This is a genomic window from Flavobacterium cupriresistens, assembly GCF_020911925.1.
Taxonomy (GTDB): Bacteria; Bacteroidota; Bacteroidia; order Flavobacteriales; family Flavobacteriaceae; genus Flavobacterium; species Flavobacterium cupriresistens.
In genome coordinates this window covers 2498234-2511612 of sequence record NZ_CP087134.1, presented here as the reverse complement: position 1 = coordinate 2511612, position 13379 = coordinate 2498234, and the positions used below count along the sequence as shown (strand labels likewise).

10 protein-coding genes are annotated in these 13379 nt (G+C 33.8%); 7 read left to right on the top strand and 3 right to left on the bottom strand.

Annotated elements, in window-relative coordinates:
- The first annotated feature begins 6 nt into the window (after window positions 1–6).
- Complete coding sequence (locus LNP23_RS10815; protein ID WP_230004887.1) at window positions 7–2685, top strand: S9 family peptidase; 2679 nt, start codon at window positions 7–9, stop codon at window positions 2683–2685.
- Window positions 2686–2759: 74 nt separating this feature from the next.
- On the opposite strand, the gene LNP23_RS10810 is transcribed toward LNP23_RS10815, so the two are convergent.
- The 3 genes from LNP23_RS10810 to LNP23_RS10800 all read right to left on the bottom strand — a co-directional run bounded on the left by LNP23_RS10810 (window position 2760) and on the right by LNP23_RS10800 (window position 5320).
- On the bottom strand, window positions 2760–3032 hold the full coding sequence (locus LNP23_RS10810; RefSeq protein WP_072959310.1) for a DUF6520 family protein: 273 nt from the start codon (window positions 3030–3032) through the stop codon (window positions 2760–2762).
- Window positions 3033–3128: 96 nt separating this feature from the next.
- Entirely contained in the window at window positions 3129–4649 is a 1521-nt protein-coding gene (locus LNP23_RS10805; protein ID WP_230004886.1) for a MauE/DoxX family redox-associated membrane protein, read from the bottom strand.
- 377 nt (window positions 4650–5026) lie between these two features.
- Complete coding sequence (locus LNP23_RS10800) at window positions 5027–5320, bottom strand: hypothetical protein (RefSeq protein ID WP_319624919.1); 294 nt, start codon at window positions 5318–5320, stop codon at window positions 5027–5029.
- A 628-nt stretch (window positions 5321–5948) separates the two neighbouring features.
- Here LNP23_RS10800 and LNP23_RS10795 point away from each other — a divergent pair.
- The 6 genes from LNP23_RS10795 (at window position 5949) to LNP23_RS10770 (ending at window position 12593) form a co-directional block, all read left to right on the top strand.
- Entirely contained in the window at window positions 5949–6344 is a 396-nt protein-coding gene (locus LNP23_RS10795; protein WP_230004885.1) for a plasmid mobilization protein, read from the top strand.
- Window positions 6329–7633, top strand: coding sequence for a relaxase/mobilization nuclease domain-containing protein (locus LNP23_RS10790; RefSeq protein WP_230004884.1), 1305 nt, complete (start codon window positions 6329–6331; stop codon window positions 7631–7633). Before LNP23_RS10795 ends, LNP23_RS10790 begins: the two co-directional genes overlap by 16 nt.
- Before the next feature lie 17 nt (window positions 7634–7650).
- A complete protein-coding gene (mobC, locus tag LNP23_RS10785) occupies window positions 7651–9633 on the top strand; it encodes a conjugal transfer protein MobC (protein ID WP_230005154.1) in 1983 nt (660 codons plus the stop codon).
- Window positions 9634–9817: 184 nt separating this feature from the next.
- Window positions 9818–10351 (top strand): DUF4062 domain-containing protein, encoded by a 534-nt coding sequence (locus LNP23_RS10780; protein ID WP_230004883.1) that lies wholly within the window; start codon window positions 9818–9820, stop codon window positions 10349–10351.
- Window positions 10348–11625 carry an RNA-binding domain-containing protein gene (locus LNP23_RS10775; RefSeq protein ID WP_230004882.1) on the top strand — a complete coding sequence of 426 codons (1278 nt, stop codon included), beginning with the start codon at window positions 10348–10350 and terminating at the stop codon, window positions 11623–11625. The genes LNP23_RS10780 and LNP23_RS10775 overlap by 4 nt, the downstream gene beginning before the upstream one ends.
- Window positions 11626–11708: 83 nt before the next feature.
- Entirely contained in the window at window positions 11709–12593 is an 885-nt protein-coding gene (locus LNP23_RS10770; RefSeq protein WP_428979172.1) for an IS982 family transposase, read from the top strand.
- Window positions 12594–13379: the final 786 nt, after the last annotated feature.

Here is a 13379-nt window from a genome sequence, read left to right as displayed (position 1 = left end):
TTTAAGATGCTACATTTCAGCACCAAAAAATATTCCAGTACTGTGAACGGTAATTTATTACTAAATGTCCGTTTACCTATTTTTTTAGTTTTATTTTTTATTTTGCCATTAGTAACCTGTCTCCTGTGGGGGCAGGTGGTGCAAAAAAAAGAGCTCACTACTGCTGACTATCACCTTTGGGGTGCTCTGAGTCTGGAGAAAATATCTCCTGATCAGAATTGGGCCAGCTATACCATGACTTACGAGAATACTATTGACACGTTATTTGTTCGTAATACAGCAAACCTTAAAACATTTTCGTTTGTGAGAGTTCAGCATTCTTTATTTACTATAAACAATACTTTCATATACCTGAATGATCAGGGACTGCAAATTGTAGAATTAAATACAGGCAAGCGCCGAAGTTTAAAATCAGCTGATCATTTCGATTATTCAGCAACCGCCGATCTTCTGATAGTGACAACCAATCTGCCAGAAGACAGAAAGAAACTAACCATTCAAAATCCAAATGGTAAAGTACTCAGAGAAATAGATTGCGTTACAGGTTCTTCTTTAAGTCCTGACCAAAAGCATCTGATTTACGGAACATTTATAAATGGCAAACATTCCGTTATCTTACTTAATCTAAAAAAAGCGGAACGAGAAAAGTTGATTCTGACCAATCACGAAGATAAAAGTTTTGGCTTTACATGGCATAAAGATGGAAATGCAGTGGCTTTTGCAACACAGTCAGATTTGATCACTGGAACATTCTTGTTTTATTATACACTCGAAAATGAAACGTTATATAAGTTTGATCCGGCGCTGCAAGTAAACTTGCCAAAGAATACCTTTATACCTGCAGACTTTACTTTTAAAATGACAGTCTCTGATGATATGCAGAAAGTGTTTTTTACGACAAAAATAAATAGTCCATTACCGGAGAACAAAAACACCACAGCTGTTGAAATATGGAACGCAAATGACAAATCGTTGTATGCTGAAAGGGAAAAAGAAGGTACTCTCTCAACAATTCCAAGGGTTGCACTTTGGCTTCCTTTTTCCAATATTGCCAATCCATTAACAACAAATGAATTGCCTAAGCTCATGCTTTCAGGTGATCAGCAATATGCCTTATTATTTAATCCAAAGGATTATGAGCCTCAGTTTATAATAAAACCCGGTCCAAGTGACATTTATATTCTGAATCTGAAAACACTTGAAAAAAAGCTGTTTTTGAAAAAACATTCTGCTCATTTTTTAGAACTAATACCATCTCCTAAAGGAAGCTATATTTCTTATTTTAAAGACGGCAACTGGTGGGTATATAACATTGCAGCTGATATACATCAAAATATTACAGCGGGAATAAAATCTAAATTTACAGCAGAAGATTTACAGTATTCCATCTCCGCCAAAAACTCAAATGCAGGATGGAGTATGGATGATAAAGAAATTCTGCTATATGACGAGTTCGACCTGTGGGCTATTAAACCCGACGGAACTTCTTTTAGGAGGTTAACACAGGGACGCGAATTAAAAATAAGATACAGACTGGTTAACAGCCCCGACAGGCAACCTTATCTTTTTGTTTATGATGCGCTAAAAGTAGACAACATTGATATTGAAAAAGAATTATTTCTTCACGGTCAGGGAGACGATGGAAAAACGGGTTATTTTAAGTGGAATAAGAAGTCACGTGAAAAGTCAATTATCTATGGTGATCGACATATTGACCAATTAACCTATAATTCTAAAAAACAAAATTTGTTTTACAGGGAACAAAAATTTGACCTTTCTCCACAGCTGATAATTAAAAAGAAAAATTTGAATCCAGTCTCTTTTTTTCAAAGTAATCCACAGCAGAAAAAATACTATTGGGGTACATCAGAACTCATCGAATATGAAAATTCTAAAGGCGTAAAAATGAAAGGGGTACTACGTTACCCTGCGCATTATGATCCTCAAAAAAAATATCCGATGATAGTGCATGTATACCAGAGGCAATATGATCAGCATCACAAATATATAAATCCTACATCACAGATGGAGGATGAAGATAATGATACTGTATGGACCACGCAGGGTTATTTTGTTCTTCTTCCGGATATCATTGTGGAGCATGATACTCTGGGTTATTCAGCCTTGGATTGCGTTTTGGCAGCAGTCAAAAAAGTCCTCGCTAAAGAAATTATAAAACCAGATAAAATCGGACTTATGGGACATTCTTTCGGAGCGTACGAGACTTCGTTTATAATTACGCAAACAAATCTTTTTGCCTCAGCTATCGCAAGTGCCGGTAGTACCGATCTAAATAGTTTTTATTTTACCCTTGCCAAAAACTTCTCTTATCCTAATATGTATCGCTTTGCCAGTGGACAATGGAAAATAAGTCAGAGTCCGTTTGAAGACCCTGAAACCTATCGACGTAATTCCCCCATTACGTATGCCAATAAAGTGAATACACCACTCTTGTTATGGTCGGGAAAAGAAGATTATAATGTTGATCCTTCTCAGACTATGGAATTTTATTTTGCACTTCGTTCTTTGGGTAAAAAATGCATCATGCTTTTATATCCGGACGAAGGACATGGCATTTCAAAACCAGCCAATCAAAAAGATATGACCAGCCGGATTCAACAGTGGTTTGCCTACTATCTGAAAGATGATTTGTCGGCACAATGGATAACCGAAGGCGTGAAATAAATTTTAAAATAAACTAAAAAAGCAATGCAGTTCCACTTTGGAACTGCATTGCCGTTTATCGAAACCTCAAACCGTTAGTTTGCTGGTCGAAACAATACTTCATTACAGTTCCCTTGGGCATTTTTACCAAATGCCTGAGGTCCTGTTGCCCCATTAAGACGACAGGTCTGTGATCCACTGGTATCACAATTTACCGGAATGTTACAAGCGCCTTGAGCATTGAGAGTATATCCAATTTTTGGTGCAAGGTTTTTTTCAGTACTTTGCATGGACATAGTGGCAAATGCTCCGGTAATTCCCAGCGCAATAACTGCTGCTGGCATTACATTTTTAAAAAAAGTTTTCATAATAATAAATATTAAATTAAAAACACGATCTACTTTTTTCTACAGGTGTTCGATCTGGTTTCCTGACATCGGCCAATGTATTTTAATGCTGCTTTTTCATTGCAGCATTTTTATTTCTTTTTTTAGTATATCTCTAAGCTTATAAACAGCCAGCTCATCACTCATCAAAGCATACAAATGAGTATCAGTAACGATAAAGGATTGCAGTTTTTTATCCTCAACATTGTAGATTGCAAAACTCAGTAAATAAGCTTTTTTCTTCAGGTCATATACATCAATTATCGCAGCCTGTTTCCATAATTTCATGTCTTCAAAACGTCCTTGAATTTTGGAGTTTATAAAAAGTAGATTTGAATTTACAGCAAGATTTGCATTTACGGTCATAGGTGGTGTTGCCATTCTTCTCTCTGTATTATTTTTGAGATACGCTACCTTAATCTGAGCATGTGATATGGTATCTATAGTATGACCCCGGTATAATAACTTTAAATTTTCATCTGCAACAATAAATTCATTTCTGTAATAATAGAGATAAATCATTCGTTTGCTTTTCTCATTGTAGACAAGCATACCATCAGTATCGAATACGCCGTCGATCTGTGTCTGCAAAAGTGTATCGTTATAGCTAATTTTTGGTAACCTTTCGGATTTAAAAGTGCTTAAAATATGAGCAGCATTCTTACCATTATTAGACCTGAATAGTACCGAAGCACTATCCACAGGCTCAGCGATTGTAAAATAATGGAGATCTTTTATTTCGCCGATCACTTTCCAATTATTGGTCCTTCCCCAAAAAATGCAGGGAACCGTTCCATCCATCAAATAAAAGTAAGATCCTCTAACTAAAATTTTAATCCTTTTAAAGGGTATATCTTTTGAGTTAAAAGAGATTTTAAATGTTTGTTTAACCTGTAAGGCAGAATCAAATGCAATAATATGCAGTGGATCTGTGTAGTTCCCAAGATATACCTGATTATCTCTGCTTCCGGCAAAATAATACGAATTGAATTTCAGATTTACTGTTTTTTGCAGCATAATAGGATGCTGTGGATACCTTCTGATAAATGGATTTTCATGTTGCATAATATGTTCCGATGATAAAAACAAAACAACAACTGCTATGATACTAAGTGCAACTGAAATTATGGTTGTTTTTATCCCTACAACCGGTTTTGTAAAGGATTCATTTTCTATACGTATATGATGTTCCAACAGAAGAGCCAACAATCCTAACAGCACAAAAACAACATTGAAAATCAGATGTACATCCCAGCTCATTTTCTCCAATATACCACCACAAGAACAAGGGACAAAAGAACTGTAATGCAGTACAATAAAAATATATGCCGTAAACATGGTCATCATACTTACTGAAGCAAGTAGTCCCCAGTTTCGAAATCTTTTAACAACCAGTAGAACAACAATCAATAATTCACTCAGTGGTACTATCCATGAAATCCAGGAAGCAAAAGCGCTTAAAAGTGGAGATTGTCCAAGTTGCACTTGGAAGTTCTCATAGTCAAGTAATTTGCTAACTGCTGCATACACAAATAGAAGTATATACAGTAGACATATTGCGTCCAGAATTACACTCTTAATCTTTACATTCAGTTTCATGTTTTCTATAGATTTAAGCTGATACCATTAGTGAATACTAAATCGGTATCATTCATATGGAAATTTTTATTCTAGTTTTAAATTTTGCTGTTATTCACCTGATAAATTTTAACAGCAAAATTTAAATTCCCTTAAATCCTAAAAAATGAAAAGCATTTTAACTGTGATTCAATTGTTTGGAGTTGAGGCGAAAACAAAATTACAACAGCTTGTTTTATAGTACGTTATCAAAATCCGACATCAATTTGTCAAAATCCGATATTTTAGTTAAAGTTTTAAAAAAACAATGGTAAAATAAATTGGATAATAAAAAAAGGGTTCAAATAAACACTAATTGTTTATTTGAACCTCTTATAATTTCTTGTTTTTTAAATCTTTTATGACTTACCTGTCTCATTTAATGTGTTGAGCTTTTCACTAAGTTCTATAAGCCCTGCTTTTAAAAGACATTCCTCTCCAAACAGTTTTAAATCCTGTAGATTTTCTTCTGAAACACTTGTTAAGAGTATTGATGGTTTATCATCTCCTTTAGCTGTTAACCCACGTTCGATAACATGGTGTAATAATAATACATTTTTTCGTGAAATTTTAAAATCAATCTTCACTACATCATTCATGCTAGGGATACTAAGCACAGTATCAAAAACCTTTGCCACATCATTTGTTGTCATAATCTTCACGTTTTTAATTAATAATTTATTTATACAAAGGTATATAGCTAGTCTTAAAATGTCATGGCCATAATATGTCCATCATAGGTAAAATCCATTTCGCTTACTTAATTTTGTATCTGAAATAACAGGAAAGGTTAAAAGGAACAATCAAAAACCTTCCTTAAAACAGTCAGGATTTTGTTGTTTTAAAATTGGTTTATTGGTTTGAAGGAGCACGTTTTTAAATCTAAAATTGAGAGGATAAATTACCATTTCAGCTAGCCCGTTACAGTAGTTTCAAATTATATGCAGTGTGCACTTTCCTTGAGTTCTAAAAATGAAATAGATTTTATAAAAAAACTAAAATTTTAATGACTGTCTAAATAGTCTATTGAGTTCCAGAAGCAATACAGTTAACATTTCAAATTGTCCAAAAGAAGTAAAAATTGGATATTTTGAATTTTAAAAAGCTTAGGAATGCTAGAATGTCTTAAGAATGTTTAAAGTATCAGGAAGATTGCCACGTTTCTGCAATCGGCAAGATGTCCTGTTGTTAAACAACAGCATTCTTGCTGCTCTACACTCGGGACTCGTGAGCAGTGATACTGAAAGGATAAATAAAGTTTGATAACAATGAAAAAGAGAGATGATGAAAAGAGAAAATTCAAACAGAACACGTATAGTTGGGTTACGCTTTACTCCCGAAGAGTATTCGAAAATTGAGAAAAAATGGAAAGCTAGTACTTGCCGCAAGCTGAGTGATTATATTCGCAGACACCTATTTGAGAAATCTATAACCACCATTTACAGGAATCAGTCTTTGGATGATATGACCCATGAAATGATGCAGTTATTCAAGCACTTAAATGGCATTGGAAACAACTTCAATCAGGCAGTAAAAAAACTACATACACTAAATCAAATTCCCGAATTTAAAGTATGGATTATAAGCGCTGAACTGGATAAAAAAATCCTTTTTGACAAGATGGATGAAATCAAAAATTACATCCGGAAAATCTCCGAAAAATGGTTGCGATCATAAAAACAGGATACGCTATCCATAAGGTTTTCTATTACAATGAAAACAAAGTAAAAGAAAATGAGGCAGAGTGTATAGGTGCCGGAAATTATCCGATTGATGCCGATAAAATGGGACTCACAGTAAAACTGAATCGTTTTTTAAAACAGCTGGAACTAAATGAAAATGTAAAGCGAAACAGTGTACATATTTCGATCAATTTTGATCCTTCAGAAAATCATTCCAAGGAAAAGTTAATGGCTATCGCGGATACTTATATGGAAAAAATCGGATTTGGCCAGCAGCCCTATCTGGTATATCAGCATCATGATTCCGGACATCCGCACATCCATCTGGTCACCATAAATGTTCAAAGGGATGGTACACGAATTGACATGCAAAATATTGGCAAAAACCGATCTGAACCGGCAAGAAAAGAAATAGAAGAACGCTTTGGGCTTGTCAAGGCGCAGGGGAATAAAAACAGTCCTGATTTTACGCTTAAGCCAATCATCTCACAAAAGATTCAATACGGGCGAAGCGAATCGAAAAAGGCTATTACAAATGTACTGGGTCAGGTTCTTTCATTGTATAAATACGCCAGCTTTCCAGAACTCAATGCTGTGCTTAAACAATACAATGTTTTAGCAGACCGAGGCAATGAAGATTCAAAAATGTTTAAAGCAAAAGGATTGATGTATAGAATACTTGATGAAAATGGAAAACCTATTGGTGTACCCATAAAAGCCAGTCTATTTCACAACAAGCCAACACTGAAATTTTTAGAAGAAAAATTTGCGTTTAATAAAACAAATGATGTCTCCGATATAAGAAGGGTAAAAAATGCCATTGATATGGCATTTTTAAGAACTGAAATATCACTCAATCAACTAGTTCTACTACTTGAAAAAGAGGGAATCAATACTGTTTTTAGAAAAAACACAGAAGGATTAATTTATGGAATTACCTACGTTGACCATACCACAAAATGTGTTTTTAATGGCAGTACACTGGGCAAACAATACAGTGCTAAAGCAATACAGGAACGCTGTGCATCCATTAATCCGGCAGAACAGAAAATGACAATTTCAGTTATTGAAAAATCATATGAAATCACATTTGAAGCATCAAAATCGGAAATCATTGCAGCACTATTTGGTGATGACTTCAGGGATAACAAATACATAGGATCCAGCACTGTAATGGGGCAGTTAGCAGAGATGCTCACACAGTCTGAACAAACAGCTGTTTACCTTCCATACGAACTCAGAAACAAAAAGAAAAAAAGAAAAGGACAGTCTAATAATCGATAAAATTTGAAATCATGGCTATGCAGACAGGAGAAAACGAACAGGCACTGAGAAAGATCTTGGATATGACAAGACTTATCAGCATCATTATTTTAGTAATCCATTTTTATTATTACTGCTATGCTGCCTTTCGGACCTGGCATTTGGTCAGCGGGTTTAGTGATAAGATTATGGGCAATATTTACCAGACAGGACTTTTCAGTAATTTTCATAAGTCCAAACTCTTTGCGTTGGGATTTTTAATAATCTCACTAATTGGAGCCAAAGGGCGAAAAGATGAAAAACTGAATTACAAAACAGCTTTTGCTTATATAATTACAGGCATTCTGATTTACTTTATAAGTTATCTTTCAATATACCTGAAAATAGAATTAATGCTCGCTGCAATTGCCTACATGACTATTACTTCCAGTGGCTTTCTTCTGATGCTTTCCGGCGGTACATTATTATCCAGAATTATAAAAAACAGGCTCAACAGCAAGGATATTTTTAATACTGAAAATGAAACTTTCCCCCAGGAAGAAAGGTTCCTGGAAAATGAGTATTCTATTAACCTGCCGGCCCGATACCATTTAAAGGATAAAATAAGGGACAGCTGGATAAACATTATTAATCCTTTTCGGGGACTCTTGGTTTCTGGTACGCCGGGATCCGGGAAATCTTATTTCGTCATACGCCATGTCATTACCCAGCACATCCGTAAAAAGTTTACCATGTTCGTCTATGATTTCAAGTTTGATGACCTGACCAAAATTGTCTATAATACCTGGCTTAAATACAAGCACCTCTATCCTAAATTACCTCAGTTTTATGTCATTAATTTTGACGATCTGACCCGAACCAACAGATGTAACCCTTTAGAGCCATCTGGCATGAGTGACATTACGGATGCTTCAGAATCAGCGCGTACTATTTTGCTCGGACTCAACCGGGAATGGATAAAAAGACAAGGAGATTTTTTTGTAGAATCACCAATTAATTTTCTTTCCGCCATAATATGGTATTTACGAAAATACAAAGACGGCGAATTCTGTACGCTTCCCCATGTAATTGAACTCATGCAGGAAGATTATGATAGTCTCTTTACACTGCTCAGAACCGAAAAAGAAATCGAAGTGCTCATTAATCCCTTTGTGAATGCCTACCTAAATAATGTTATGGACCAATTAGAGGGGCAAATTGCTTCTGCAAAAATTGCCATGGCACGGCTTTCCTCTCCACAATTATATTATGTTTTATCCGGCAGCGATTTCACGTTGGACATCAATAATCCGGATGAACCTAAGATTGTATGCATGGGTAATAATCCGCAGAAAATACAAATATATGGAGCCGTATTATCTCTCTATGTAAACCGATTGGTAAAGCAGGTGAACCAAAAAAACAAACATAAAAGCAGTCTGATATTCGATGAATTTCCAACTATTTACCTCAACAATATGGACAGCTTAATTGCTACAGCCCGGAGCAATAAAGTAGCAACTTGTTTGGGTATTCAAGATTTTAGCCAGCTGCGTAAAGATTATGGACGAGAACAGGCGGATGTGATTATGAATATTGTTGGAAACATAGTAAGCGGACAAGTTACAGGTGATACTGCCAAACAATTGTCAGAGCGTTTTGGAAAAATTATGCAGGACAGGGAAAGCCTTTCCATCAATAGCGGGGATACTTCAATAAGCAGGTCCAAACAATTGGAATCGGCAGTTCCTCCATCCAAAATTTCCGGACTTAGTTCTGGTGAATTCGTGGGTATGGTAGCGGATGACCCTGATTGTAAAATAGAACTTAAAACCTTTCATTGTGAAATAATAAATGACCATGAAGCATTAAAAAAAGAACAGGATGGGTATGTCGATATTCCCATTATTCGCAAAGTTGATAATGCAATGGTACAGCGGAATTATCTGCAGATAAAAAAGGACATCAAGGACATTATTTATGCAGAAAAGGAAAGACTGTTAAATGATATTGAACTAAGTCATTTAGTAATTAAGAAGTGATACTCTCGATTGAAAACAATAAATATATTACGGCTTACACACAGATATTGATTGTGTAAGTAATATTAGCTTAAATTGTTATATTTACAATGCAGATGAATCATTTGTTTTGATTTAAATTTCGTTGATATTGATCTTTTCTTTCTCTTGATAGAACTAAGAAATAAACAATAAAATTACCCGGATGGTTAGTAAACTTAAAATAATGGTATCGTCAACAGTCTACGGATCTGAATCTGACCTTGACCAGATCAAATATATATTAGAAAATTTTGGTTATGAGGTAATCATGTCCAAAGAAGGTAATATCTATGTTCCGATTGGTAGTAATCCGGAAGCAGCTTGTCTTAAAGCTGTAGAAAATTGTGATTTATTTTTAGGAATTATATTTCCGAGATATGGTTCCGGAATTACCCATAAGGAATTTGAGAAGGCTGTAGAACTTGATAAACCCCGCTGGTTTGTTACCCATAAATATATTGAATATACCCGAAAGTTAATGCATCAATTCATGCATGCAGAAGATGGAAAAAGAAATGGATTTGATATAAAATCAACTTCTGTTTTGGATAGTGTTAAAGTTGTAGACATGTATAATATAGCCCGGAAAGATTGGCGCCAGCCCTTTTTTAATACAAGTGAGATACATCTTTTCATTAGTACACAATTTCACGACATATCACTTAGGAAGAAAGCATTACAAAATAGAACAAAATGAACAACGAAGAACTTATAGAGAGCTTAATTAGACAAGGCAAAAGCGATCAACTAGAATTTCTACAAGTTGTCAATAAGGAAACCATTGGTAAAACCATAGGTAGCTTTTTAAATAACGAGGGAGGTCAGTTACTAATTGGTATTGGAGAAAAAAAAGAAGTTCTTGGGATTGAAAATGCAGAAAGATTACAATCAGAATTAACGGAGTATTTGAACACAGAAATAATTCCGGAATCCCCTATTATGATATCAGTTGAACCTCTACAGAATAAGAAGATTATATCAATTAAGGTATGGACTGGTTCCAAACAACCTTATATTTTTAATGGTGGAATTTATTATAGAAAAGGTAACCAAACAATCAAAGCTACATCTACCGAAATTTCAGAACTAATCCACAATCGACAGTCAACGGAACTGCATTGGGAAAGACAGTTGGCAATGGGTACTGATCTCGAAGATTTGGACGTAGATGAAATACAGAAAACAATTAAAGAAACAATAAATAAAACCAAACTAGAAGAATATAAAAAAGAGCCGATTGCTTTTTTAACTCATTTTGGACTTTATCAAAACGGAAGTTTTACCAATGCAGCGGTCATTCTTTTTGCAAAAAATCCAGCTAGGTTTATTCCGCAATCAAGGGTTAGAATTGCATTTTTGCAGCAAGGTAAAACTGGGGACAAATTCCTTGATGATCAACTTTTGGAAGGTAACATTTTTGAAAACATTGGATCGATACTGAAATTTTTGGAAAAGCATTTAACGACTTCAAGTAAATTTAGTGATAACGACTGGAAGCGTAAAGACAATTATATATTCCCTATGTCTGCACTACGGGAAGGTATTATAAATGCATTAGTACATAGGGACTACTTTTCTATTTCCGGATCGGTTTCGATACTAATTTATAAGGATCGTTTAGAAATATCTAATTCCGGAAAATCTCCACTAAAAGCAGCTGAACTTAAAAAAAATCATTTATCCATGCCTGTAAATCCGGATATTGCTCATATTATATTTCTCAGAGGTTTTATGGAAAAGATTGGAAGAGGTACTTTGAAGATATTAGATGCCTGTAAAGAAGCTGGTCTTGGAGAACCAGTATGGAGAACTAATGAAAATGATGTTAAACTTACATTTTTTAGTAATGTTAACTCTAATGGAGATAATGCTACTATTCGTAATCCTAATAAAAAACATGAGGGAGCAATTGAGGGAGCAATTGAGGGAGCAACTAAATCTTTAAAACTAAAGTTAACCCGTTGGGTGTAATTATTTGAAGTAAAATAAATTGATCAGATATTGGTCAAGATACTGAAATTCAGTATCTTGAAGTTGCAAAACAGCCAATATCTATGTCAAATATAGTGAAAAATTATTTTAGAGTTTTAGAAGTTATAAGTTCTTTGAATTGTGAATTAGAATATAAATCAGATGTTGGCAGAAAACAAAAAATGTCTGATTTAGAGGTAGTTGCACTAAGTTTAACGGCTGAATTCATGTCTATCGATAGCGAAAACTCCTTATTTAAAGAGATAAATTGTAAACAGATTTCCAATTTAATTGAGAGAAGTCAGTTCAACAAAAGAAGAAGGAAGTTGTTTTTATTCTTAGAAGAAGTAAGAACAAAATTAGCTTCACGGTTTTTAGAGTTTGAAGATTATTTTATCGTGGATAGTATGCCTTTGGAGATTTGCAAATTTGCCCGTCATAGGAGAATTAAAATCTGTAAAAATGAGTTTGAAACAGCTCCTTCAAAAGGGTTTTGTGCTTCTCAAAACAACTGGTTTTACGGATATAAATTGCACGGGATTTGTTCTGTAAATGGAATTTTTCATTCATTAGACATTACTAAAGCAGAAGTTCACGACGTTCATTTTTTGAAAAATATAAAACATCAAATGTCTGATTGTGTGATTCTTGGCGATAGAGGTTACTTGTCTCAAAGCATTCAATTAGATTTATTTCAAACAGTAAAAATTAGATTAGAAACGCCAAAAAGAGCTAATCAAAAAGATTATAAACCACAACCTTATGTCTTTAGAAAATCAAGAAAAAGAATTGAAACATTATTTTCACAATTATGCGACCAGTTCCGAATTAGAAACAATTATGCTAAAACTTTTGAAGGTTTTAAAACAAGAATTTTAGCAAAAATAACAGCATTAACATTGGTTCAATATATCAATAAATTCATTTTTGATAGACCAATTAATAATATTAAAAATCAAATAATTTAATTACACCCAACGGGTTAAAGTTAGTAATCCTATTAAATGCTATTGCAGAAAATGAAGGAAAAAGAATTCCTGATTATGAAGTACTAACTAAAATAAATAAAAAGACTATTGAGCGTTATATAAGCCAGCTTCGAGATGCGAATTTGGTAGAATTTAAAGGAGAAGCTGCTCAAACTGGTGGATACCATTTAACAGCTATTTTAAAAGAAAAAATCAAAGAGAAATAATAAATGGCTCTATTTAATTTATAGAGGTAATGGATATTATACTTTCATATGAATTCCAATATCACACAAATTATAATCAAAATATACTAATTGTCTTAAAATTAAAAAATAACACTCATATTGAGTGTCGCTTATAACTATAATTACTTTATTGGTTTACATTTTTTTGCCCCTTCTTTATTATTCACTATTTTAATATCAGGAATTAACCTAAATATTACCGCAACATGTAATTTTAGTTTTTTTTCAGAATCGTGGCAAAGCTATTTGAGAAAAACAGAAACTCAGCAATTTCAATATCTGTGTAGTTTAGGTTCGAAACTATATCTGCCCTTAAGCTATTTTTCTTAAATATTTCTTCACAGAAATAACAGGAATTAACATATTGAGAAATATTAATATGATCGCTTATTATTTAAAGTTCATTTTAAAATCCAAAATTAATACTGTCAAAAAAAAGTTTACGAAAAAGTGAATTGCTCAAAAAATATCATTAGATTTTTTCTAAAAAATCAATATTTAGTATATTGAAATCATGAAACATTCTGGTGAAGAAGTA